This is a genomic window from Psychroflexus salinarum (assembly GCF_042677225.1).
In the GTDB taxonomy this organism is placed as follows: Bacteria; Bacteroidota; Bacteroidia; order Flavobacteriales; family Flavobacteriaceae; genus Psychroflexus; species Psychroflexus salinarum.
The window spans coordinates 12,848-38,180 of record NZ_JBHTIV010000023.1 but is presented as its reverse complement, the minus strand read 5'-3'; the positions used below and the strand labels follow the sequence as shown (position 1 = coordinate 38,180).

22 protein-coding genes are annotated in these 25,333 nt (G+C 36.2%); 4 read left to right on the top strand and 18 right to left on the bottom strand.

The features are described from left to right. On the bottom strand, nt 1–963 hold the full coding sequence (locus ACFQ0R_RS12325) for a KpsF/GutQ family sugar-phosphate isomerase (RefSeq protein ID WP_379658682.1): 963 nt from the start codon (nt 961–963) through the stop codon (nt 1–3). Nucleotides 964–1,051: 88 nt separating this feature from the next. Between ACFQ0R_RS12325 and recQ the strand changes: the two genes are divergently transcribed. After that, the gene (gene recQ / locus ACFQ0R_RS12320) at nt 1,052–3,235 is read left to right on the top strand and encodes a DNA helicase RecQ (RefSeq protein ID WP_379658681.1); all 2,184 of its coding nucleotides are present in this window, start codon (nt 1,052–1,054) and stop codon (nt 3,233–3,235) included. An 80-nt stretch (nt 3,236–3,315) separates the two neighbouring features. Here the strand turns inward: recQ and ctlX are convergent, their stop codons facing one another. The 4 genes from ctlX to ACFQ0R_RS12300 form a co-directional block, all read right to left on the bottom strand. Beyond that, nucleotides 3,316–4,248, bottom strand: coding sequence for a citrulline utilization hydrolase CtlX (gene ctlX / locus ACFQ0R_RS12315; RefSeq protein WP_379658680.1), 933 nt, complete (start codon nt 4,246–4,248; stop codon nt 3,316–3,318). Beyond that, a complete protein-coding gene (locus ACFQ0R_RS12310) occupies nt 4,248–5,159 on the bottom strand; it encodes a dimethylarginine dimethylaminohydrolase family protein (protein WP_379658679.1) in 912 nt (303 codons plus the stop codon). The genes ctlX and ACFQ0R_RS12310 overlap by 1 nt, the downstream gene beginning before the upstream one ends. A gap of 61 nt (nt 5,160–5,220) precedes the next feature. Then, the gene (locus ACFQ0R_RS12305) at nt 5,221–5,892 is read right to left on the bottom strand and encodes a peptidoglycan DD-metalloendopeptidase family protein (RefSeq protein WP_379658678.1); all 672 of its coding nucleotides are present in this window, start codon (nt 5,890–5,892) and stop codon (nt 5,221–5,223) included. A gap of 90 nt (nt 5,893–5,982) precedes the next feature. Beyond that, nucleotides 5,983–6,411, bottom strand: coding sequence for an organic hydroperoxide resistance protein (locus ACFQ0R_RS12300; protein WP_379658677.1), 429 nt, complete (start codon nt 6,409–6,411; stop codon nt 5,983–5,985). A gap of 87 nt (nt 6,412–6,498) precedes the next feature. On the opposite strand from ACFQ0R_RS12300, the gene meaB reads away from it, so the two are divergent. After that, nucleotides 6,499–7,581: a methylmalonyl Co-A mutase-associated GTPase MeaB gene (gene meaB, locus ACFQ0R_RS12295; RefSeq protein ID WP_379658676.1), complete on the top strand. Its 1,083-nt coding sequence runs from the start codon at nt 6,499–6,501 to the stop codon at nt 7,579–7,581. A gap of 8 nt (nt 7,582–7,589) precedes the next feature. Here the strand turns inward: meaB and ACFQ0R_RS12290 are convergent, their stop codons facing one another. The 3 genes from ACFQ0R_RS12290 to ACFQ0R_RS12280 are packed head-to-tail and all read right to left on the bottom strand — an operon-like array spanning nt 7,590 to nt 9,749. Beyond that, nucleotides 7,590–8,159 carry a phosphatase PAP2 family protein gene (locus ACFQ0R_RS12290; RefSeq protein ID WP_379658675.1) on the bottom strand — a complete coding sequence of 190 codons (570 nt, stop codon included), beginning with the start codon at nt 8,157–8,159 and terminating at the stop codon, nt 7,590–7,592. Nucleotide 8,160: 1 nt separating this feature from the next. After that, nucleotides 8,161–8,385 (bottom strand): hypothetical protein, encoded by a 225-nt coding sequence (locus tag ACFQ0R_RS12285; protein WP_379658674.1) that lies wholly within the window; start codon nt 8,383–8,385, stop codon nt 8,161–8,163. Further along, entirely contained in the window at nt 8,382–9,749 is a 1,368-nt protein-coding gene (locus ACFQ0R_RS12280) for an MATE family efflux transporter (RefSeq protein ID WP_379658673.1), read from the bottom strand. Before ACFQ0R_RS12280 ends, ACFQ0R_RS12285 begins: the two co-directional genes overlap by 4 nt. Before the next feature lie 177 nt (nt 9,750–9,926). Between ACFQ0R_RS12280 and ACFQ0R_RS12275 the strand changes: the two genes are divergently transcribed. Next, nucleotides 9,927–10,532 carry a hypothetical protein gene (locus ACFQ0R_RS12275; RefSeq protein ID WP_379658672.1) on the top strand — a complete coding sequence of 202 codons (606 nt, stop codon included), beginning with the start codon at nt 9,927–9,929 and terminating at the stop codon, nt 10,530–10,532. Here the strand turns inward: ACFQ0R_RS12275 and ACFQ0R_RS12270 are convergent. The 3 genes from ACFQ0R_RS12270 to ACFQ0R_RS12260 all read right to left on the bottom strand — a co-directional run bounded on the left by ACFQ0R_RS12270 (nt 10,525) and on the right by ACFQ0R_RS12260 (nt 13,639). Further along, a complete protein-coding gene (locus ACFQ0R_RS12270; RefSeq protein ID WP_379658671.1) occupies nt 10,525–11,697 on the bottom strand; it encodes a sigma-54-dependent transcriptional regulator in 1,173 nt (390 codons plus the stop codon). The genes ACFQ0R_RS12275 and ACFQ0R_RS12270 overlap by 8 nt on opposite strands. A gap of 208 nt (nt 11,698–11,905) precedes the next feature. Further along, nucleotides 11,906–13,030 carry a molecular chaperone DnaJ gene (gene dnaJ / locus ACFQ0R_RS12265; protein WP_379658670.1) on the bottom strand — a complete coding sequence of 375 codons (1,125 nt, stop codon included), beginning with the start codon at nt 13,028–13,030 and terminating at the stop codon, nt 11,906–11,908. 6 nt (nt 13,031–13,036) lie between these two features. After that, on the bottom strand, nt 13,037–13,639 hold the full coding sequence (locus ACFQ0R_RS12260; protein ID WP_379658669.1) for a nucleotide exchange factor GrpE: 603 nt from the start codon (nt 13,637–13,639) through the stop codon (nt 13,037–13,039). Nucleotides 13,640–13,759: 120 nt separating this feature from the next. Here ACFQ0R_RS12260 and ACFQ0R_RS12255 point away from each other — a divergent pair, with 120 nt between their 5' ends. Then, the gene (locus ACFQ0R_RS12255) at nt 13,760–14,434 is read left to right on the top strand and encodes a YceI family protein (RefSeq protein ID WP_379658668.1); all 675 of its coding nucleotides are present in this window, start codon (nt 13,760–13,762) and stop codon (nt 14,432–14,434) included. An 81-nt stretch (nt 14,435–14,515) separates the two neighbouring features. On the opposite strand, the gene ACFQ0R_RS12250 is transcribed toward ACFQ0R_RS12255, so the two are convergent. The 7 genes from ACFQ0R_RS12250 to rplK all read right to left on the bottom strand — a co-directional run bounded on the left by ACFQ0R_RS12250 (nt 14,516) and on the right by rplK (nt 25,287). After that, nucleotides 14,516–14,833, bottom strand: a complete 318-nt coding sequence (locus ACFQ0R_RS12250; RefSeq protein WP_379658667.1) for a DUF3467 domain-containing protein — start codon at nt 14,831–14,833, stop codon at nt 14,516–14,518. A gap of 2 nt (nt 14,834–14,835) precedes the next feature. Further along, nucleotides 14,836–19,143, bottom strand: a complete 4,308-nt coding sequence (rpoC, locus tag ACFQ0R_RS12245; protein ID WP_379658666.1) for a DNA-directed RNA polymerase subunit beta' — start codon at nt 19,141–19,143, stop codon at nt 14,836–14,838. A gap of 67 nt (nt 19,144–19,210) precedes the next feature. Then, the gene (gene rpoB / locus ACFQ0R_RS12240; RefSeq protein WP_379658665.1) at nt 19,211–23,023 is read right to left on the bottom strand and encodes a DNA-directed RNA polymerase subunit beta; all 3,813 of its coding nucleotides are present in this window, start codon (nt 23,021–23,023) and stop codon (nt 19,211–19,213) included. 160 nt (nt 23,024–23,183) lie between these two features. Continuing rightward, nucleotides 23,184–23,558 (bottom strand): 50S ribosomal protein L7/L12, encoded by a 375-nt coding sequence (gene rplL, locus ACFQ0R_RS12235; RefSeq protein WP_224461739.1) that lies wholly within the window; start codon nt 23,556–23,558, stop codon nt 23,184–23,186. A gap of 46 nt (nt 23,559–23,604) precedes the next feature. After that, nucleotides 23,605–24,126, bottom strand: coding sequence for a 50S ribosomal protein L10 (gene rplJ, locus ACFQ0R_RS12230; RefSeq protein WP_379658664.1), 522 nt, complete (start codon nt 24,124–24,126; stop codon nt 23,605–23,607). A 9-nt stretch (nt 24,127–24,135) separates the two neighbouring features. Further along, entirely contained in the window at nt 24,136–24,834 is a 699-nt protein-coding gene (gene rplA, locus ACFQ0R_RS12225) for a 50S ribosomal protein L1 (protein ID WP_379658663.1), read from the bottom strand. Between the two features lie 15 nt (nt 24,835–24,849). Continuing rightward, on the bottom strand, nt 24,850–25,287 hold the full coding sequence (rplK, locus tag ACFQ0R_RS12220; protein ID WP_379658662.1) for a 50S ribosomal protein L11: 438 nt from the start codon (nt 25,285–25,287) through the stop codon (nt 24,850–24,852). Nucleotides 25,288–25,333 lie beyond the last annotated feature (46 nt).

Sequence of the window (25,333 nt, the reverse complement as noted above, 5' to 3'; positions counted from 1 at the left end):
TTAAATGATACCTTCTTTTACAAGATTATGAAGATGGACAATACCTGCATACTCACCAGAATCTACTGCTATAAGTTGAGTAATGTCATTATTTTCTAAAAGCTCCAAGGCATCTATTGCCATTGCAGAGTTTTTAATAGTCTTTGGGTTTTTAGACATGATGTCTTTTGCCTTTAGTTTAGTAAAATCTTCAGTAGAACTCAGCATACGCCTTAAGTCACCATCTGTTATAATACCTACAACCTCCCCATTTTCCAAGACAGCAGTCACTCCAAGCATGTTTTTAGAAATTTCTACGATAACATCTTTTAAAGGAGTTTCTTGAGACACTTGTGGTTTCATATTTTGAGAGGTAATGTCTCTCACCCTTAAGTAAAGAGTCTTGCCTAATGAGCCACCTGGATGGAATCTTGCAAAATCGTCGCTTGAAAATCCTCTCAGTTTTAATAAACAAACAGCCAAGGCATCTCCTATAACAAGCTGAGCCGTAGTACTTGTGGTTGGTGCTAGATTATTTGGACAGGCTTCTTTTTCAACATAAGAATTTAAGACAAAATCTGCTTGTTTGCCTAAAAACGAATCTTTATTACCAGTAATAGCAATAAGTGTGTTTTTAAAATTTTTAATAAGCGGTGCCAGCACTTTAATTTCTGGAGTATTTCCACTCTTTGAGATACAAATCACTATATCGTCTCTTAAAATAGTCCCAAGATCTCCATGAATAGCATCTGCTGCATGCATAAAAATAGCTGGAGTTCCAGTAGAATTAAGCGTAGCTACAATTTTGGTAGCTATGATTGCGCTTTTACCTATACCTGTAAGGATGACACGACCTTTTGAATCAAAAATAGCATTTACAGCATCAGAAAAAGATTTATCAATTAAGCTTTCAAGATTTTCAATTGCTTTGGACTCAATGTGAATTATTTCCTTAGCATAAGATTGTATTGCTACATCTTTCATAAATTACTATGTTTACAATTGTGCGCCTTCAAAGAATGCGTATATTTAATCCTGCAAAGGTAAATAAAACAAAATAGTAATAATTCAATTGGAACAAATCAATTTACATCAAGAATTAAAGAAATACTTTGGCTTTAATGAGTTCAAAGGACTTCAGGAAAGCGTTATAAAAAGTATCATCGCCAACGAAGATACGTTTGTTATCATGCCAACTGGTGGTGGTAAATCATTATGCTATCAACTCCCAGCTTTGATAAAAGAAGGAACTGCGATTGTCGTTTCTCCGCTTATTGCGTTGATGAAGAACCAAGTAGATGCGATAAGAAATATTTCAGAACACGAAGGTGTCGCTCATGTTTTGAACTCATCGCTCAATAAAACTCAAGTAAAACAAGTAAAGGAAGACATATCTAACGGAATCACGAAACTGCTTTATGTAGCTCCAGAATCTCTTACTAAAACTGAATACATCGATTTTCTTAAAGAACAAAATATTTCATTTTTGGCTATAGATGAAGCGCATTGTATTTCAGAATGGGGACATGATTTTAGACCAGAGTATAGGAATTTAAAAAATATCATCGAACGGATTGGTGACAATATTCCTATCATAGGACTTACAGCAACTGCTACACCAAAAGTACAGGAAGATATTCTGAAAAACTTAAGAATTCCTAATGCAAACACATTTAAAGCATCTTTTAATAGACCGAATCTTTATTACGAGATTCGACCAAAGACGGATGATGTTGATTCTGACATAATTAAATTTGTTAAAAAGAATTCTGGTAAAAGCGGTATCATATATTGCTTAAGTAGAAAACGTGTTGAACAATTGGCTCAGACACTTCAAGTCAATGGTGTAAAAGCAGTCCCTTATCATGCTGGATTGGATGCCAAAACAAGAAGCAAACATCAGGATATGTTCCTGATGGAAGACATTGATGTTGTCGTTGCTACTATTGCTTTTGGGATGGGTATTGATAAGCCAGATGTTCGCTTTGTAATTCATAACGATATTCCAAAAAGTATTGAAAGTTACTATCAAGAAACAGGAAGAGCCGGTAGAGATGGTGGGGAAGGTCATTGTATTGCCTATTACAATCATAAAGATATTGAGAAGCTCGAAAAGTTCATGAGCGGTAAACCTATAGCTGAACAAGAAATCGGTCATGCACTCTTGCAAGATGTTGTAGCTTTTGCAGAAAGTTCTATTTCTCGAAGAAAATATATCCTCCATTATTTCGGAGAAGAATTTGACAACAAAACTGGCGAAGGTGGTGATATGGATGACAATGTACGTTATCCTAAAACCAAAAAAGAGGCTAAAGATGATGTCCAACTTATCCTCAAGGCAGTAAAAGAAACAGGACAACTTTTCAAATCAAAAGAAATTGTACATACCCTTTCTGGAAAATCAAATGTGCTTATTAAGTCAAATAAAGTTGAGAGCTTAGATATTTTTGGTGCAGGAAAGGATAAACCAGCCAGTTACTGGACAGCCTTGTTAAGGCAAGTCATTATTTCTGGTATGCTTAAAAAAGAACTGGAATCTTATGGAGTTGTGAAAATTCTTCCAAAAGGAGAAAAATATTTGAAAAATCCAACTTCTTTCATGATGACTGAAGATAACGATTTTAGCAAAACAGTCACCACATCTTCAGCCCAACCTTCGGGAGGAACGGATGTAAAGCTCTTGAAGATGCTAAAGGATCTACGTAAGAAAATTGCTAAAAGAAAAGAAGTTCCACCTTTTGTTGTTTTTCAAGACCCATCACTTGAGGACATGGCTTTGAAATATCCTATAAGCACAGAAGAACTAATTAATATTCACGGCGTAGGTGAAGGAAAAGCTAAAAGATTTGGTAAAGAATTCATTTCTCTAATTCAAAATTATGTTGAGGAGAATGATATCTTAAGACCTGATGACTTGGTTGTAAAAAGTACGGGAGCAAATAGTGCCAACAAGCTTTATATCATCCAAAACATTGACAGGAAATTGCCACTTTCTGATATTGCTCAGGGCAAAGGTTTTGAGATGAAGGATTTTATTAAAGAAATGGAAGCTATTGTTTTCAGTGGAACCAAACTCAATATCAATTACTGGCTGGACGATCTTTTGGATGAAGACCAACAAGAAGAAATTCATGACTATTTTTTAGAAGCCGACTCTGACAGTATCAATGCTGCTATAGACGAGTTTGACGGTGATTACGATGAAGAAGAACTAAGACTTTATCGAATTAAATTTATAAGCGAAGAAGCAAATTAATAGTTGATTCAGTATTAAAAACTGCAAAAAAAAAGCCAATTCAAATGAATTGGCTTTTTCATATAGTCAAAAATCAGTTTCTAAATCGCCTTGGGTATAAAAACCTCTGCAAGCATACATCTCGCACTGCCTCCACCATGAGTTTCTATAGTTGATAAATCGCTGCTCAAAATTTTACAATGCTTTTCTATAGATTGAATTTGCTTTTCAGTTAGTGAATCGTGAGCAGTTTTGCTCATGACCAAAAACTTTTCATTTTCACCTTGAACTTGTAGCATATTTCCAGCAAAATTATTCATTTGCTCTTCAGAAATGGTGATGATTTCTTTACCATCCTGAACCAGGCTATCTGCAACTAGTTTTAGTTCCTTTTTATCATCAATGGTATCAAGACAAATCACAGCAAATTCTTCTGCAACACACATCATCACATTGGTGTGATAAATAGGCAAACGCTTTCCTTCATGACTTTGGTAAGCATTGAAAATGACAGGGGTATATTCAAAATCCTCGCAAAATTCTATGATCAAATCTTCATCTGCTCGTGGAGATAAGGCGCAGTAAGCTTTCCTATTTTCTCTATCCAGAATCAAGCTTCCTGTTCCTTCTAAAAACACGTTTTCCAATTCTGCTGAAGTATAGTCCACAAAATTTCTTATGAGACGTCCCTCTGCTTCTATCTTTTCAAAAATATCTTCACGTCTCTCTTTACGCCTGTTCTTGGCGAACATTGGATATAAAGCAACATCGCCGTTTTCGTGAAAAGACACCCAATTATTTGGGAAAATTGAGTCTGGAGTATCTTGGGTAGCGATATCATCTATTACAATTATGTTCACTCCTACCCCTTTCAATTTTTTAACAAACGCATCAAACTCTTCTTGTGCTTTTATATTGACAGTTGCTTGAAGATCGCTTGTAGATTTTTGGAAATAATTATTCACAGCTGTTTCTTCATTCATTCTGAAGTTAACTGGACGAATCATCACTAATGTATCTGTAATTTGTTTCATTATTCTCTTATTAAAGGTAGGGTCGAGCATCTCAGCAGACCTTCCTGTTTTGCAATTTCTCTATAATTTACGGTTTCAACTAAAATACCTTTGGCTCTTAGCCATTCATTTAAGCGTGTGAAATATTCATCAGAAATGACTACAGTTTCTGAAATAGAGAAAATATTACTGTTCATGTCATACATCTCTTGAGCGTTAATTTCAAAAACATTCTCTTTCCCATATAGATTTATCAACCAGTTATATTCTTCTTCTTCTAAGAACCCATTTCTATGAACAATCGCATATTTACTTCCAACTGGCTGGAAACAGCAGTCTAAGTGAAGTGCATTAGCTTTTGGGTCTGTATTGGACTTTCTCAAGTTGAAAGATTTGACTTTTTTATCTGGAAACAAATTCTGCAATTCTTCAACGGCTTCCATGTTGGTTCTAGCCGTTATGAAATCTGAATAATCTTCTCCTCTATACGTCCCGACCAAAATATAATCACCGTGAGGCATTACATCACCACCCTCAATATGGCAATGCTCTGGAAGTTTTACTTTTTTATCAGAATCAATTTTATCTAAAACGTGTTCTATAGCTTTAATTTCTTTTTCTCTATCCGGTAGAATATTAGCGTAGATGAATTTATCATCAATCACAAAACCGATATCTCTAGAAAAAATCTGATTATAATCTTTTAAAATTGTTGGTCTTAAGACTTCAACCTTATGTTTTTTTAAGATTGCAGCTACAGACTCCATTTCTTCAATCATATCTTCTTCTTCAGGATAAGTTCCCTCTTTGATATGTTTTATGGACTTAGGATCGTAGGCATCCTCTAGTTTAGGTTGATCACCACTAGAATTTGCAACGCCCAGGATCACAGTTTTCAGTCTAGACGTCTCGTTGGAAATATTTAGTTTCAATACAATAAATTTTTGTGCAAATATACTTACTTAAAATCAAAGGCTTGAACTTGTGTTAAAATCAGGATTTGAAGTTGAGAAGGAGATTAGGATGGGGACAATTTTTCTTGTAAAATTCTAAATCACCTTCAGAAGAAACTCCAGGATAATCACCTATTTTATCGTCAATATCCAGAATTAACTGAAAATGTAAATGAGGTGCGTAATTCCCGTTGACATCGTTTGTACCAAGGTAAGCTAATGGATTTTCTTTAGAAATATCCTCTCCAACCTCATACCTAAACAAGGATTCTCTAGATAAATGCCCATAAAGTGAATAAAATTTGAGATCCCCTAAGTGATGTTCCAGAATTATCGTAGGCCCATAATCTCCAAAATTTAAATTATCTCTTTGACTATGAATTTTACCTGATAATGGACTGTAAACTGGAGTTCCAGCATCGGCCCAAACATCTATACCTAGATGGATATTTCTTTTATGTGAACGTGAACTTTCCCCAAAATACGAGCTTCTATCATAAAGACTCCTTTTTTCTAAATATCCACCATAAGCAGCTTTAGCACCTTTGGATTCTAAATAATCGGCCAGATAATCTTGTAAAGCAAATTCAGTAGATAAATCAATATTCAATTCTGATGTTTTTCGGTCTGAAAGATCTAAAGAAACGTAGTCACTTTCGGAATAGGTTGGGCCAAGAATTGAAAAAAATGAGGTGTTTAAGTGATCTTTCATCAAATTCAGCATAAAAATAAGGCATTATGGTTTTAACTAACAAAACCCCAATAAAATTGGGGTTTTAAATTATTCAGTATAACATGATTATTACTCGTCTCTCAGGACATTGAGGGTCACATCGATATTATCACGTGTTGCTCTAGAAAATGGACACACTTCGTGAGCTTCATTAACCAGTGTTTCGGCAGTCTCAATATCATCTACCCCAGGCAGATAAGAGTCTAAAACTGCTGATAGCAGAAGGCTCCCGTCTTCTTCTTTGCCGATGCTAATATGAGCTGTGACACTGAAATCACCTAAATCTGCTTTGTGCTTTTCAGCAACTAGACTTAAGGCACTCCCGAAACAAGCAGAATATGCAGAACCAAAAAGTTGCTCTGGATTGACTCCGTCTCCTCCATCTCCACCAAGAGCTTTTGGCATACTCAATGGCATATCTATAGGACCGTCCTCTGTTTTTACGTGACCTTTGCGGCCTCCTGTAGCTGTAGCTTTTGCTGTATAAAGTGTTTCCATGAATTTTTATTTTTAGTTCGACCGAATATACTAAGTACGAGAGCTCTGTAAAAAAATGAATTCATAAATTTGTACTAAATGTAAATTATGCCTTCGTCTAAAAACAAGAAATCTGCGCTACAAGAAACTAAAAGCGACCCAAGTATCAATTTGAGTAAGACCTCTGCAGAAAAAATTAAAGCCCTAAGACGAAAGTCAAAAGACATCACAAAATTAACTGAAGGTATTTTAAGCGGAAATAAGACAGATTTAAGTCAGGCAATTACACTTATCGAAAGCCAGAGCAAGCGCCATACTGAAGACATTAAAACTATTATTTCATCATGTTTACCCCATTCCAGTAAATCTCTGAGAATTGGTATTACGGGTGTTCCAGGTGTAGGGAAAAGTACATTCATCGAGCAACTAGGTTTATTGTTAGTAGACAGAGGTCATAAAGTCGCTGTATTGGCTGTAGATCCGTCAAGTTCTGTCACAAGAGGAAGTATTTTAGGTGATAAAACAAGAATGGAAAAGTTGGTTCAACATCCCAATGCTTACATCCGCCCTACCGCTTCTGGTGAGTCTCTGGGAGGTGTAGCGAGAAAAACGCGTGAAAGCATTTTGCTGTGTGAAGCCGCTGGATATGATATCTTGCTTATAGAAACAGTAGGAGTTGGTCAAAGTGAAACTGCTGTTCATAGCATGACAGATTTCTTTTTACTATTGAAACTCGCTGGAGCCGGAGATGAATTACAAGGTATAAAACGCGGAATTATAGAGATGGCAGATGCAATTGTCATCAATAAAGCAGATGGAGAAAACGTGAAAGCAGCCAAAAAGGCAAAAGTTGAATTCAACCGAGCTTTGCATATGTATCCTTCAAAATCTAATGGCTGGGTGCCTAAAGTCAAGCTTGCCAGTGCGTTAAAAAACGAAGGAATTGAGGAGGTTTGGGATATGCTCACGGACTATTTTGAAAAAGCTAAGAAAAATAATTATTTTGAAAAGAAAAGAGCTGATCAAAATAAATTCTGGCTCACACAGACCATTGAAGATTCTCTCAAAAAAGAGTTTTACCAGAACGAAGTTATAAAAAGTGAATTCCCGAAAATCCTCCAGAAAATACATAATAATAACTTAAGCCCCTTTGAAGCTGCGGAATACCTCTTAAGTAAAGCTAAATCCTGAAAATGAGCTTACTGATTACTATTAAACCTTGAGGTGAGGTACTTGTGGAGTTTATAAAATAAGTATCCTGTTATAATACCAACAGCTGCACCCGTAAGTATATCTCCAGGATAGTGAACGCCAACATAAATTCTGCTGTAAGTCACAATAATGGCCCAAAAGAACATCCAGAAAAACACATGTTTATAGTAGGGCTTTAAAACATTAGACACCAGGGTAGCTACAGCAAAAGAGCTTATAGCGTGGCCAGAAAAATATCCATACTTCCCACAGCGTTTAGCAAGAAATCTCCCATATTCTATAAAGTCTTCATTGCAGGGTCTCAGGCGCTGAAAGGCATCTTTGGTTAAATTGGCCAACTGATCTGTAAAAGTAATCATCAAGCCTACTACAAGAATTGTAATGCCTAAACCTTTAAGTTTTATTTTTTTAAAAATTAGAAATAAAAGAACAGCATACAGGGGTATAGAAGTTTCTTTTTCGGTTATAAGTACCCAGAACCAGTCCCACTCTTTTACTCCCAGATTATTAAAAAAAAGGAACACCTCCCTGTCTATGTTTTGAAGTCTTTCTAGCATACTACTGGTAACGGTCTACTTCTCTATCGTAAAATTCTGAGGCTTCTTTGATCAGGTTATTAGTCTCTTCTACCATTTCCTCTTCATTTTCAACATCAAATTCCTCAAACCACTCAATATCATCTGTTTTTAAGTCGATAATAAATCTCGGAAATTCTGTATGAATTATAAAAATGGATTCGGGATAATCTGTATTATCACCTAATATAAATCGTGGTAATTTCATGTGGATGTTAATTTAGTTTCGCCAAAAGTATGAATTTGTTTTTTGGAGAGCATATTAAATCTTATGTACAACATAATAGCTGAAGCTGTAAGTCCAGAAAGCAAACCTAACCAAATTCCCATACTTCCCAAAACCTCGGCCTTTCCCGTAAAATAAGATACCGGTAAACCAATGAGCCAATAGGCGATAAAACAAATTATAGTGGGAACTTTCACATCCTGCAAGCCTCGTAAAGCTCCAAGAATTGCAACTTGGAGACCATCACTTAACTGAAAAAGAGCAGCGATAATCAATAATTGCGAAGCAAGCATGAGGACTTCAGCATCATCTATATATAAAGTCGGTAAAAAGCCTTTTAATAAGATGAAGCCTAAAGCGAAAACACCTTCAATCAAAAATACCTGGAGAAATATTGAAAAAGCAACATCTCGTAAGGTTTTAAACTGACGTTTTCCTTTTTGATTAGCAACTCTTATAGTTGCGGTAACACCAAGACCTACGGCAATCATAAATGTCATGGAGGCGAGGTTGAGTGCAATTTGGTTGGCAGCTTGAGCTTTAGTCCCTAGTGTTCCTGCAAGAAGTACAGTTGCAGTAAAAATACCTCCTTCAAATAACATCTGTAAGGATGTAGGAAAACCAAGATTGAAAAGTCTCTTAAAAATGGCTTTATCCAATGACTTTTTCATCAGTATAAAATAAGACTTCAATTTAGGTCTTCTGCTTAAAATTAAGTAAAGCAAAATCAGCATAAAAACTCGTGAGATCAATGTTCCAATCGCTGCGCCTTCCAATTCTAGTCGAGGAAAAAACCAGATACCATATATCAATAAATAATTGAATATAACATTGACCACATTAGACAGTATAGTAGCATACATCGCATATTTTGTCAAAGAAAGACCATCTGCAAATTGCTTAAAACCCTGGAAAATCATAAGAGGAATCAAGGAAAAAGCGACGATATCGAGGTAAGGCAAAGCCAGATCAACCACATCTTTTGGTTGATCGAGGTGATATAATATAGGTTTTGCCAGCAAGAGCAACAAAAACAAAACAACACCATTGACAGTGCACATGACAAGGCCGTGCTGAAAATATCTGCGCCCCTTTTTGGTATCGCCTTCTCCATCTGCCTCAGCAATAAGTGGTGTAATGGCGAAGCTAAATCCTATGCCTAGAAAAAGCGCAAAAAAGATAAGAGTATTGCCCAGAGAAACAGCTGCTAATGGCGCTGCTCCAAGTTTTCCTATCATTAAATTATCTACGAAACCTACCAAAACATGACCTAACTGACCTAGCATGATAGGTAAGGCTAAACTGAAATTTTTAGGAAATTCCTTGGTATAGATCGAAAGATTCACAAGCTGCTTTTTTCAGAAAGCAAAAGTACACTTTGAGAATAGAATAAAGAATTGTGACTTATCATTTAATCATAAAAAGTCTATTTGTAATTATTGAATTTACGAAGAAAATAGATTTAGCTTTTAAGATGATGGATTTACATTATATTTGAGAATTAATTCTGAAAATAAAGAAACTTGAAAAAAGATTTTGACAAGGAGGAAGTCATTCAACATGTATCGTCATTGTTGCAGGAAATTCCTACATCTATGGAAATCGTAAAGGATGACTCTAAAAAAGAACAGAGATTTCTTTATTTAGCCAGACACATGGTAGAAAAGGCTATCAAAAAAGAAGCGCTTTTAGTTTCAGATGATGGAAGAGGAATCGCCATTTTCTTTAAAATGGATGGAGAAGGTGATGGATTTTGGTCAGAATTAATTCAAGATCTCAAGCTTGCTATTAACGTTACTGGCATCAAAAAAGGATTGAAAGCTTTGAAGTCTCAGAAGTTTGTAAGGCAACAACGACCAAATGATGGCGAATTTTTATATTGTTGGTTTTGGGGAATACTACCAGACGCTCGAGGAAATACAAGCGATAAAACTCCCTATAAGATGAAAGATGAGATGTTTCGCATATCTAAAGCTATGCAACTTCCTATCTATGCAGAAACTCGAATCAGAAAAGTGAGCATAGCTTACAGAAGGTATGGCTTCGAAGTTCTTAAAGAATGGGAGCACCCAAGTGGAGATACTATGTATTTTTTGAGATACACCCCACCAAAACCCGAATCTAAGTAGTTTTTATTTGTACAAACCTTTTCACGTCTTCTTCTGTGATTTTATGATCACCTAAGATGATAAGCCGTTCTACTACGTTTCGTAATTCTCTTATATTCCCTGTCCAATTGAGTTGTTCCAAAAGTGAAATAGCTTCAGGTACAAATACTTTAGGCTTAGTGCCTTGTTCTTTAGCTATTTTTTCGGTGAAATGCTTAATGAGCTCAGGAATGTCTGCTCGCCTGTCTTTAAGGGCTGGAACATGAATAATGATGACCGCCAATCTATGGTATAAATCTTCTCGAAATCTTTTATCTTCAATTTCATCTTTCAAATCCTTATTGGTAGCTGCAATAACTCTCACGTCTACTTTTATATCCTTATCACTGCCCACGCGCTGTACTCTATTCTCCTGAAGCGCACGCAAGACTTTAGCTTGAGCAGACAGGCTCATATCACCTATTTCATCAAGAAAAATAGTTCCACCGTTGGCTGCTTCAAATTTGCCAGCCCTATCTTTATTGGCAGAGGTGAAAGCTCCTTTGACGTGACCAAATAACTCACTCTCTATCAATTCTGAAGGAATTGCAGCACAATTGACTTCAATAAAAGGACCTTTATTTCTGTTGCTTTTTTCGTGAAGCCAGTGAGCAACAAGTTCCTTACCAGTACCATTTTCTCCAGTAATTAAAACTCTTGCTTCTGTAGGAGCTACCTTGTCGATCATTGATTTTATTTGACCAAGCTCCTCTGATTTTCCAATCATTTCAAACTGCTTAGAGACTTTTTTCTTAAGCTGTTTATTTTCCTTGGCAAGTTGAGTATGGTCAAGTGCAATTCTTACTGTGTTCAATAATCTATTGAGATCTGGCGGTTTTGAAATATAATCGAAAGCACCCATCCTCATAGTTTCCACGGCAGTTTCAAGATCGCCATGACCAGAAATCATAACGACTGGAAGCTCAGGCTGAAGTTTTTGACAAGCTGATAAAACTTCTAAGCCATCCATTTTTGGCATTTTGATATCGCAAAGCACCAGGTCATATTTATTTTTTTTTATCATCTCCACACCAGACAAACCATCTATAGCTTCGTCGATGTCATACTTTTGTTCTTCTTCCAGTAAAATCTTCTTTAATACTCTTCTTATAGCATCGTCATCTTCAATAATGAGTAATCTTGGCATAACACGTTATTTTGAATTAAATATAAGTTTTATCAGAAGTTATAGAGCATCTACTTTATACTTTTTAGAATATTTTATACCTCACTATATTTTAAAAAAACAAAACCCACCCTGCAAAAAAGCAGGATGGGAAAAAAATTGCTATGAAAAAGAAAAACACCGCTCAAGTGAGCGGTGTTCAAATATATATAATATTTTGTTAACTAAGTTAAGAAAACATGTCTTTTACTTTTTCAAAAAAAGATTTATCGGACTTTTTTGGATCAGGTTCAAAATTAGAATCCTTTAAGTTATATTCAAAAAAATCTTTTTGATCCTTGGACAACGTCTGCGGAGTCCACACATTGATATGAACAAGTAAGTCACCAATTCCATAGCCGTTTAGATTTGGAAGACCCTTATTTCTAAGTCTTAAAATCTTTCCGCCCTGAACACCTGGCTCTACTTTTATTCTCACTTTACCACCAACAGTTTGGATATCTTTACTCGCTCCCAAAGCTGCTTCAGGATAGCTGATATAAAGATCGTAATGAAGATTTTCTCCGTCACGCTGTAAGTTTTCGTGTTCCTTCACTTCTATAAGAACAATCAAATCTCCAGGAACGCCATCTCCAACAGGTTCATTTCCTTTGTTTCCAACTTTCAATTGCATACCGTCTTCAACTCCAGGAGGAATCTTGATAGAAACAGTTTCTTCTGTCATCTTTAATCCGTGAGCATCAGTCCCTTTACCTTTTTTATCTATTGTCTGACCAGAACCGCCACAAGCTGTACATGGAGATGCGGTTTGCATCCTACCCAAAATAGTATTTGTAACTCGAGTCACCTGACCAGTTCCATTACAGGTTGCACAAGTTTTAAAAGTTGTGTCAGAAGGTTTTTTCTTACGTGAAACTTTTACTTTTTTCTCAACGCCTTTAGATACTTCCTCTAAAGTTAAACTCACTTTAATTCTAAGATTTCCACCTTTGGCCCTTTGTCTTCCTCCGAAGCCTCCTCCGAAACCAGAGAACCCTTGACTTCTTCCTCCAAAGCCACTGCCGAAAATATCACCAAATTGACTAAAGATATCGTCCATATTCATACCTCCGCCACCAAAGCCTTGAGAGCCATCAAAAGCACCATGACCAAATTGATCATACTTTTGTCGTTTCTCTTCGTTCCCTAAAACTTCATAAGCTTCAGCTGCCTTCTTGAATTTATTTTCAGCTTCGGAGTCATCTGGGTTTTTATCAGGATGGAATTTGATAGCCATCTTCCGATATGCTTTTTTGATTTCAGCTTGAGATGCACCTTTCGATAAGCCTAATATATCGTAATAATCTTCTTTCATAATTTTTTATTTTCCCGTGACTACTTTTGGGTAACGTATAATTCTTTCACCTAGAGTATATCCTTTCTCAACAACATCAACAATTTTTCCTTTCATGTCGTCACTTGGTGCTGCAATTTGAGTTATAGCTTCGTGTAATTCAGAATCAAAAGCATCACCTGCTTTTACTGACATTACCTCTAGACCTTTGTTCTTCAAGGTTTCCCGAAGTTTATTATTTATCAGCTCAATGCCCTCTACTAGCGGTTTATCATCAGATTTTTTAATCTCTAACATTGCTCTATCAAAATCATCAAGAACAGGAAGCATAGATTGCATTACATCTTGACTTGCCGTTTTGAACAATTCAATACGTTCTTTTGAAGTTCTGCGTTTGTAATTTTCAAACTCTGCAAAGAGTCTTAAATATTTATCATCTTTTGCGTCAAGTTCTTGTTGAAGTTGTTCTTCCTTAGAGAGCTCAACTTCAGGGACTTCAGCATTAGAGTTGTTTTGACTATCAGCTGAAGACGTCTCTTCATTTTGAGATTCAGAAGTTTCAGTTTGCTTTTCATTAGCTTTAGCCTCAGCTGGTTCTTTTTCTTCTGATTTTATATTCTTTTTGCTCATTTCTTACTATTTTATATTCAATTGTCAAATGTGTTGCCATTTGTACTTTAATGCCATAATGACAGACTACAACTATGGAATGTTTTTGGATACGATTTTAAAAATCTAAATAAACAAAAAATGAGAAAAAAAGTAATTAATTCAATGTTGGTTTTGTCATTGGTAGCCACTGCATTTAGTTGTAAAAGCGACAAAAAAACTGAAACTTCTGATGTAAAAGAAGCTAAGGAAACTTCAGACATGGCAGCAACTTATAACGTTGATGTAGAGCAGTCTAAAATCAATTGGGTAGGTTCTAAACCTGCTGGACAGCACAATGGCACTGTCTCTTTGTCTAAAGGTACTTTGAAAGCAAATGACAACGGATTAGTTGGTGGTAACGTCGTTATTGACATGACAAGTATTGAAGTACTAGATTTAGAGGGTCAGGATAAAAAAGATTTGGAAAATCATTTAATGGGTTATTCCAATGGTAAAGAAGACCACTTCTTTAATGTAACAAAATATCCTGAAGCGAAATTTGAAATTACAGGAATGGAAACTGTTGAAGATCAAACAATGTTATCTGGAAATTTAACTTTGAAAGAAACTTCGAAAAACATCACCTTCCCAGTTAATGTTTCTATGAATAAGACTGATGACTCTTTAATGCTGACATCTGATGAAGTTATATTGGACAGAACTGAATGGGGAATCAAATTTATGTCTAAATCTTTTATTGAAAATCTTGGAGATAACTTTGTAAGCGATGAGATGAAACTATCATTTGATTTAAAAGCATTTAAAGCTGAATAATATTCAAAACGCGTTTTATTAAAATAGAAAATCCCTCAAAAGTTAATTTGAGGGATTTTTTATTTTCGGATTTAAAGGAGATTAAGCTTCTCCAGTAGGTCCGCCAAAGTTCAAAGGAACGTTGGGTTTGTCTTGTTCTTTAATCTTACCCTGACTTTTTTCAAAACGATTAATATTATCGCTCAAAGCTCTCAACAATCTCTTGGCATGTTGAGGCGTAAGAATCACTCTAGATCTCACTTTATTCTTTGGAGATCCAGGCATAATATTCACAAAATCCAAAACAAATTCAGTTTGGGAATGATTGATAATAGCTAAGTTACTATAAATACCTTGAGCTACATCATCATCAATTTGGATATTTAGCTTTTGTTGCTTTTTGTCGTCTTGATCACTCATGCTTAATTAAAGTTTACGTTCACTTCTTGTTTTTTCTCCATCATTGTAGCCAATTCTTCCTTGGAACCTACTATAATGTCATCAAATTCTCTTAGTCCAGTACCAGCAGGAATTCTATGTCCTACAATAACATTTTCTTTCAAACCTTCTAAGTAATCAATTTTACCGCTTACAGCAGCTTCATTTAATACTTTAGTTGTTTCCTGGAAAGAAGCAGCAGATATAAAAGACTTAGTCTGTAAAGATGCCCTAGTAATACCTTGTAAAATTGGTGAAGCAGTTGCAGATTCAGCATCACGTGCTGTTACTAACTGTTTGTCTTCTCGCTTTAAGATTGAATTTTCATCTCTCAAATCACGTAAAGTAACAATTTGACCAGGTTTCAATGTTGAACTGTCACCAGCATCTTCAACAATTTTCTTTCCAAAAATATTATCATTTTCTACAATGAAATCTTCTTTATGTACAAGTTGATTTTCTAAGAAAATAGTATCACCAGAATCTTGAATTCTAACTTTTCTCATCATTTGTCTTACAACAACCTCAAAGTGTTTATCATTAATTTGTACCCCCTGTAGTCTATATACTTCCTGAACTTCGTTCACTAAGTATTGTTGTACTGCACTAGGGCCTTTAATGTTCAAGATGTCTTCTGGAGTTACAGAACCATCAGACAATGGCATTCCAGCTTTAACGTAGTCATTTTCTTGTACCAAAATCTGGTTAGAAAGTTTAACTAAGTACTTCTTAACTTCACCAAGCTTAGACTCTATAATAATTTCTCTGTTACCTCTTTTGATTTTCCCAAAAGAAACTACACCATCAATTTCACTTACTACAGCAGGGTTTGAAGGATTTCTCGCTTCAAACAATTCTGTAAGACGTGGAAGACCTCCTGTAATATCACCTGCTTTTGATGACTTTCTAGGAATTTTTACTAAAATTTTTCCAATTTTAATTTCCTCATCATCGTCAACCATCAAGTGAGCTCCAACAGGTAAGTTGTAAGATCTCAATATTTCGTCATCATTACTCTTAATGTGAAGTGTTGGTATCTTACGCTTATTTTTGGATTCTATAATTACTTTCTCCTGGAAACCAGTTTGCTCATCACTTTCAACCTCATAAGTCTGACCTTGAGTGATGTTTTCAAATTCAATTTTACCAGAGAATTCTGAAATAATTACACCATTATATGGATCCCATTTACATATAACATCGCCTTTTTTGACTTTATCACCTGGACTGATCATCAATTCAGAACCATAAGGAATAACATTTGTACTTAAAGCAATTCCAGATTTCTTATCTATAATTTTCACTTCAGATGTTCTTGAAATAACGATATCAATTTTCTTTCCTTCGCTATTTTTCCCTTCAACCGTTTTTAAATCTTCAATTTCGGCTACACCATCAAACTTAGCTTCCAGTTTATTTTCTTCTGAAATGTTACCTGCAATACCACCCACGTGGAAGGTTCTAAGTGTTAACTGTGTACCTGGCTCCCCAATAGATTGAGCAGCTACTACACCAACAGCTTCCCCTCGTTGTACAGTTTTATTGGTAGATAAGTTTCTACCGTAACATTTCACACATATACCTTGTTTAGCTTCACAAGTTAATGGAGAACGTACTTCAACAGAATTCAAAGCAGAAGCTTCAATTTTTTCTGCAGCATCTTCATGAATTTCGTCACCAGCTGTAGCCAATAGTTGTTGCGAAATTGGATCTATGACGTCATTTAAGGCAGTTCTACCTACAATTCTTTCACCAAGGCTTTCAACAACTTCATCGTTCTTTTTCAAAGCAGAAACCTCAATACCTCTCAATGTTCCACAATCTTCTTCTCTTACGATAACATCCTGAGAAACATCAACCAATCTACGCGTTAAATAACCCGCATCAGCTGTTTTTAATGCTGTATCGGCAAGACCTTTACGAGCACCGTGAGTAGAAATAAAGTATTCAAGAATTGAAAGACCTTCTTTAAAGTTAGATAGAATCGGGTTTTCAATAATTTCACCACCGGCAGAAGTAGATTTTTTAGGCTTAGCCATCAATCCACGCATACCAGTTAACTGGCGAATTTGTTCTTTAGAACCCCTTGCACCAGAATCAAGCATCATATATACGGAGTTGAACCCTTGCTTATCTTCACGAATTCGCTTCATTGCAAGTTCAGTCAAGTTAGCATTGGTTGCTGTCCAGATATCAATCACCTGATTGTAACGCTCGTTGTTGGTGATAAGACCCATGTTATAGTTTCCTATAACGCCTTCCACCTGCTCATTGGCATCATCAATCATAGATTGCTTTTCTTCAGGGATAATAATATCACCTAGAGAGAAAGACAATCCACCTCTAAAAGCGAAGTTGTATCCAAGACTTTTGATTTCATCAAGAAATTCAGCTGTTTCTGGAACAGATGTTTTCTTAAGTACACGAGCAATAACATCACGAAGTGCTTTCTTGGTCATGACATCGTTGATGAAACCTACACTGTCAGGAATAGATTCGTTAAACAATACTCGACCAACAGTAGTTTCTATATTTTTCTTAACGATCTCACCATTTTCATCAACATCATTAGTTCTGATAGTAATCAAAGCATTCAAGTCAACCTGCTTCTCGTTGTAAGCGATATTAACTTCTTCTGCGGAATAAAACTTCAGACCTTCTCCCTTCACTTTATGTTCTGGAGTAGATGATCTTGGTTTTGTCATATAGTATAGTCCAAGAACCATATCCTGAGAAGGAACGGTAATTGGAGAACCGTTAGCTGGATTCAAAATACTGTGTGATGCCAACATCAAGAGTTGAGCTTCCAAGATAGCTTCAGGTCCCAATGGTAAGTGAACCGCCATTTGGTCACCGTCAAAATCGGCGTTAAATGCAGTACACACCAATGGATGTAATTGTATGGCTTTTCCTTCAATTAATTTTGGCTGGAAAGCTTGTATACCAAGTCTGTGAAGGGTTGGAGCACGGTTAAGTAAGACTGGATGTCCTTTTAACACGTTTTCTAAAATATCCCAAACTACAGGCTCTTTTTTATCTATTATTTTTTTAGCAGATTTTACAGTTTTTACAATTCCTCTTTCTATCAGTTTTCTGATGACAAAAGGCTTGTAAAGTTCTGCTGCCATATCTTTTGGCAATCCACATTCAAACATTTTCATTTCTGGTCCAACGACGATGACAGAACGGGCAGAATAATCCACACGCTTACCAAGAAGGTTTTGTCTGAAACGTCCTTGTTTTCCTTTTAGAGAATCAGAAAGAGATTTTAATGGTCTGTTAGAATCTGTTTTAACAGCAGAAGATTTTCTTGTGTTGTCAAATAAAGAATCTACAGACTCCTGTAGCATACGCTTCTCATTTCTAAGAATAACTTCAGGAGCTTTTATCTCCATCAATCGCTTCAAACGATTGTTTCTGATAATTACTCTTCTGTAAAGATCATTCAAATCTGACGTTGCAAAACGTCCACCATCAAGAGGCACAAGAGGTCTTAATTCTGGCGGAGTTACCGGGATCACTTTCATGATCATCCACTCAGGATTATTTTCTCTATTGTTCTTTGAATCTCTAAGCGCTTCAACAACTTGAAGACGTTTTAAAGCTTCCGTTTTTCTTTGTTTAGAAGTTTCGTTGTTAGCTTTGTGTCTTAAGTCATAAGAAAGCTCGTCTAAATCCAGACGCTTTAATATCTCAAGAAGACATTCAGCTCCCATTTTTGCAAGGAACTTGTTTGGATCATCATCGTCCAGATATTGATTCTCCTGAGGAAGCCCATCTAAAATATTTAGATACTCTTCTTCAGTTAAGAAGTCCATCTTTTTAAGTGGCTCTCCTTCTTCATTCTTCGCATCACCTGGCTGGATCACGACATATCTTTCATAATAAATGATCATGTCAAGTTTCTTGGAAGGAATTCCAAGAAGATATCCAATTTTGTTTGGCAAAGATCTGAAATACCAAATGTGAGCTACAGGAACAACTAAATTAATGTGACCAACACGGTCTCTTCTTACTTTTTTCTCAGTAACTTCAACACCACAACGGTCACATACGATTCCTTTGTATCGTATTCTCTTATATTTCCCACAAGCACATTCATAATCTTTGACAGGGCCAAAAATCCGTTCACAAAACAGTCCATCTCTTTCTGGCTTGTGTGTTCTGTAATTAATAGTTTCAGGTTTTAAAACTTCACCTCTAGATTCGGCTAGAATACTTTCTGGAGAAGATAAACCTATAGAGATTTTATTAAATCTCTTTTGTGTATTCTTATCATTATTTCTTGTCATAATACAAGTGCTAAAGAATTATTGTAATAAATGTGATAACATCTCCCGCCCTAGAGCGGGATTGTTATTACTCTTCTAATCTGATATCTAGTCCTAGACCTTTCAATTCGTGCATTAACACGTTGAAAGATTCTGGCAATCCTGGCTCTGGCATTGGTTCACCTTTTACGATTGCTTCGTAAGTTTTGGCTCTTCCAATAACATCATCAGATTTTACAGTTAAGATCTCTCTCAACGTAGCTGAAGCACCATAAGCTTCAAGTGCCCAAACTTCCATTTCACCAAAACGCTGTCCACCAAATTGTGCTTTACCACCAAGTGGCTGTTGCGTAATAAGTGAGTAAGGTCCGATAGATCTTGCGTGCATTTTATCTTCAATCATATGTCCTAATTTCAACATATAAATGACTCCTACTGTTGCAGGTTGATCAAAACGCTCACCAGTTCCACCGTCATATAAATAAGTATGACCAAATCTTGGGATTCCTGCTTCGTCGGTGAGTTCATTAATTTGATCTAAAGTTGCCCCGTCAAAAATTGGAGTAGCGAACTTTCTACCTAACTTCTGTCCAGCCCAACCAAGTACAGTTTCATAAATCTGACCAATGTTCATACGAGATGGTACACCAAGTGGATTCAATACGATATCTACTGGAGTTCCATCTTCTAAGAATGGCATATCCTCTTCTCTTACAATTTTAGCAACAATACCTTTGTTACCGTGACGACCTGCCATCTTATCACCTACTTTCAATTTACGTTTTTTAGCAACATAAATTTTAGCAAGTTTTAAAATTCCAGATGGAAGTTCATCTCCAACTGTAATGGTAAACTTCTCTCTTCTTAGGTTACCCTGAAGATCGTTTTGTTTAATTTTATAATTGTGTAAAAGATCTGCAACTAAAGCGTTTGTAGCTTTATCTGTAGTCCAGACTCCCTTTGTTAAGTGACTGAAGTCTTCAACAGAGTTCAACATTTTAAGTGTGTACTTTTTACCTTTTGGTAAAGTATCCTCACCTAAATCGTTTTGAACACCTTGAGCAGTTTTTCCTCCTACAATACTGAATAATTTTTCAATTAAACGGTTTCTTAGTTCTTCAAACTTAACTTGAAATTTTGCTTCAAGCGAATCAATCTCTTGTTTATCCTGAGCTCTCTTACGCTTATCTTTTACTGCTCTGGTAAACAATTTCTTGTCTATCACCACACCATTAAGCGATGGTGAAGCTTTCAAAGAAGCATCTTTCACATCACCAGCTTTGTCTCCAAAAATGGCTCTCAATAATTTCTCTTCTGGTGTAGGATCACTTTCACCTTTTGGAGTAATCTTACCAATAAGAATATCTCCAGGCTTGATCTCTGCACCAATTCTGATCATACCATGCTCATCCAAATCTTTTGTAGCTTCTTCTGAAACGTTTGGAATATCACTGGTTAATTCTTCGTTACCAAGTTTGGTGTCTCTTACTTCTAAAGAATATTCATCAATATGAACGGAAGTAAGAAGATCATCCTTAACAACGCGTTCAGAAATTACGATGGCATCCTCAAAGTTGTAACCTTTCCATGGCATAAATGCCACTTTCATGTTTCTACCAAGAGCTAATTCACCGTTGTCTGTTGCATAGCCTTCACAAAGAACCTGTCCTTTGGTCACTCTATCACCAACACGTACAATAGGTTTTAGGTTAATTGTAGAACCTTGATTTGTTTTTCTGAATTTGATCAAGTCATACGTCTTATCATCATCATCAAAGCTCACTAATTGCTCATCTTCTGTTCTATCGTAAGAAATAATAATTTTCCTAGCATCTACATAGTCAACAGTTCCTGCACCTTCAGCATTAATTAAAACTCTTGAATCCTGAGCAACACGTCTTTCTAATCCAGTTCCGACAATAGGTGCATCAACTCTTAATAAAGGAAGAGCCTGACGCATCATGTTAGATCCCATCAATGCACGGTTGGCATCATCATGTTCCAGGAATGGAATCAATGAAGCCGAAATCGATGAAATCTGATTTGGAGCCACATCAATGTAATCTACTTCTTTAGGATCTACGACAGGGAAGTCACCCTCCATACGAGCAATAACTCGCTCTGAGGTCATAGTTCCGTCTTCAGCAACAGGAATATTTGCCTGTGCAATCAACTTATTTTCTTCTTCTTCAGCAGAAAGATATAGTGGATCTGATTCAAAATCAATTTTACCATTTTCAACTTTACGGTATGGCGTTTCAATGAATCCCATGCTGTTCACTTTTCCGTAAACAGACATTGAAGAAATAAGACCAATATTTGGCCCTTCAGGTGTTTCAATAGGGCAAAGTCTTCCGTAGTGCGTATAATGAACATCACGTACTTCGAAACCTGCTCTTTCTCTTGATAAACCACCAGGTCCTAATGCCGAAAGTCTTCTCTTGTTTGTTAACTCTGCTAATGGATTGGTTTGATCCATAAACTGAGACAACTGGTTTGTACCAAAGAAAGAATTAATAACTGAAGACAAAGTCTTCGCATTAATCAAATCAATAGGAGTAAAAACCTCATTATCTCTAACGTTCATTCTCTCTCTTATGGTTCTAGCCATTCTTGCCAGACCTACACCAAATTGTTGAGACAATTGCTCACCAACTGTTCTAACACGACGGTTAGAAAGGTGGTCAATATCATCTACTTCAGCTTTGGAGTTAACCAGTTCTATAAGGTACTTGATGATAGTAATAATATCAAGCTTAGTAAGAACTTTGCTGTCCATACTAATATCAAGTCCTAATTTTTTGTTCATTCTGTAACGACCAACTTCACCTAAGTTATAACGTTGATCTGAGAAGAACAATTTATCAATAATACCACGGGCTGTCTCTTCATCAGGCGGCTCAGCATTACGTAATTGTCTGTAGATATGCTCTACCGCTTCTTTTTCAGAGTTGGTAGGATCCTTTTGTAAAGTATTATATATGATCGCATAGTCACCAGTCAAATTCTCTTCCTTATGCAGTAGGATAGTTTTGGAACCAGTTTCTAAAATCTCTTCTATATGATCTTTTTCTAAAATGGTATCACGGTCAAGTACTATCTCATTTCTTTCGATAGAAACAACTTCACCAGTATCTTCATCAACAAAATCTTCATACCAAGTATTCAATACTCTTGCAGCTAATTTTCTGCCAAGGTATTTTTTTAAGCCAGTTTTAGACACTTTCACCTCTTCAGCAAGGTCGAAAATCTCTAAAATATCTTTATCTCTTTCAAAACCAATAGCCCTGAAGAGTGTTGTTACAGGTAATTTCTTTTTTCGGTCTATGTAAGCGTACATCACAGAATTGATGTCGGTAGCAAATTCAATCCAAGATCCTTTAAAAGGAATTACTCTAGCTGAGTAAAGTTTGGTTCCATTGGCATGGAAAGACTGACCAAAGAAAACACCCGGTGATCTGTGCAACTGAGAAACTACGACTCTTTCTGCTCCGTTGATCACAAAGGTTCCACTTGGAGTCATGTAAGGAATAGTACCTAAATAGACATCCTGCACGATCGTTTCAAAATCTTCATGTTCTGGATCGGTACAGTAAAGTTTTAATCTTGCCTTAAGAGGCACACTGTAAGTAAGACCTCTTTCGATACACTCTTGTATAGAATATCTGGGAGGATCTACAAAGTAATCTAAAAATTCAAGTACAAATTGATTTCTCGTATCTGTAATTGGGAAATTTTCCTGGAAGGTATTATATAATCCTTCGTTGGATCTTTCTTCTGGTTTAGTTTCAAGCTGGAAAAAGTCTTGAAAAGACTTTACTTGGATATCCAGAAAATCTGGATAATCTGGCTTGTTTTGTACGGAAGAAAAACTAATTCGTTCATTATGCATTGCTAACATCTAAGAAAGATTTTAATGCTTTGAATTCAATGAAAATTCATCAGCAATATTAACTTGTAAAAAAGTAAAATAAACACGTCGCGTATAAATACGCAAAATGGTTTAGACCTACAAAACTATATCTTGTGGTCTAAACCTAGTAATATAAGTGGTTGTGAGCTTACTTAAGCTCAACTTCAGCACCTGCTTCTTCTAATTGTGCTTTAAGAGCTTCTGCTTCATCTTTAGCAACACCTTCCTTAACTGGAGCTGGTGCACCATCAACTAATGCTTTAGCATCTTTAAGACCTAAACCTGTCAATTCTTTAACAAGCTTAACAACTGCTAATTTAGAACCACCTGGAGCTTTCAAAATCACGTCGAATTCTGATTGCTCTTCAGCTTCTTCAGCAGCAGCACCGCCACCACCAGCAACAGCTACTGCAGCAGCTGCAGGCTCTATACCATATTCTTCTTTTAAAATATCAGCCAACTCATTTACTTCTTTAACAGTAAGGTTAACTAATTGTTCTGCGAAATCTTTTAATTCTGCCATTTTCTATCGTTTTAGTGTAATTTATTATTTAGTAATTAGTGCGTGTTTATTCTTCTTTTTGAGAAAGTGTTTTAAGAATTCCAGAAAGTTTACCACCACTAGATTTAAGTGCTGATACAACGTTTTTAGCTGGAGATTGTAACAATCCGATGATGTCTCCAATCACTTCTTCTTTAGACTTGATGTCTACTAAAGCGTCTAGATATTCATCACCAACATAAACCGATTCTGCAACATAAGCCCCTTTCAAAATAGGCTTTTCATTTTTCTTTCTAAAGCTTTTGATCACTTTAGCTGGAGCGTTTCCAGTTTCAGAAAGCATAATTGACGTACTTCCCTTAAGGATATCTGCCAGCTCTCCGAATTCTTTATCTGTACTTTCCATAGCTTTAGCTAGGAGAGTATTTTTAACTACCATCAACTTTACGTCTGCTTTATAGCAAGCACGTCTTAAGTCTGAAGTTAAGGATGCATTCAACCCTGAAATATCTGCTAAATATACATTTGATGAATCTGCTAACTTAGTAGTTAAATCTTTTATTACTATAGATTTCTCTTCTCTTGTCATAACTTAAAATTATTGCTCGGTAAATCGTTTAGTATCGATTTCAATACTTGGACTCATTGTAGAAGCGATATGGATACTTTTAATATAAGTACCTTTCACAACCTGAGGCTTAAGCTTGACGAGCGTCGTTAGTAATTCTCTTGCATTTCCAGCAATTTTATCTGCGTCGAAGGATACTTTACCAACAGCTGCATGAACGATTCCAGTTTTATCAACTTTAAAGTCGATTTTACCGGCTTTCACGTCAGAAACTGCTTTAGCGATATCCATTGTTACTGTACCGGTTTTAGGGTTTGGCATAAGACCTCTAGGTCCTAGCACTCTACCTAACGGGCCTAATTTACCCATTACACTTGGCATAGTTACAATTACATCAACATCAGTCCAGCCTCCTTTGATTTTATCAAGGTATTCGTCTAGACCAACGTAGTCAGCACCAGCTTCTTCAGCTTCTTTTGCTTTGTCTGGAGTCACAAGAGCTAAGACTTTCACATCTTTACCTGTTCCGTGAGGTAATGTTACAACACCACGAACCATTTGGTTAGCTTTTCTTGGATCAACATTCAGTCTTACGGCTAGATCAACAGATTCGTCGAAATTAGCGTAAGCTACATCTTTCAATAAAGCAGAGGCATCAGCTACTGAATAAGTCTTGGACTTATCCACTTTACTTACTGCGTCTTTTTGCTTTTTAGTTATTTTTGCCATGTTAATTTCGTTTTGTTAAAATGGTGCATTACCTTTTACAGTTATACCCATAGATCTTGCTGTACCAGCAACCATTTTCATTGCAGATTCTGTTGTAAATGCATTCAAATCCTGCATTTTATCTTCAGCTATCGCCTTCACCTGATCCCAAGTTACAGAACCTACTTTTTTAGAGTTTGGTTCACCAGATCCTTTCTTTAGTTTTGATGCTTCCATCAATTGTACTGCTGCTGGTGGAGTCTTGATAACAAAATCAAAAGATTTATCCTTATACACTGTAATTTCTACAGGAAGGATTTTTCCACTCTTATCCTGAGTTCTACCATTGAATTGCTTACAGAATTCCATGATATTCACCCCAGCAGCACCCAAAGCAGGTCCAACCGGTGGGGATGGGTTTGCTGCACCACCTCTAACCTGGAGTTTTACTACTTTACTTACTTCTTTTGCCATTTTTCAAAATTTAGTTGAGTTGCTTTCAGTGGGAAGCATTATATTT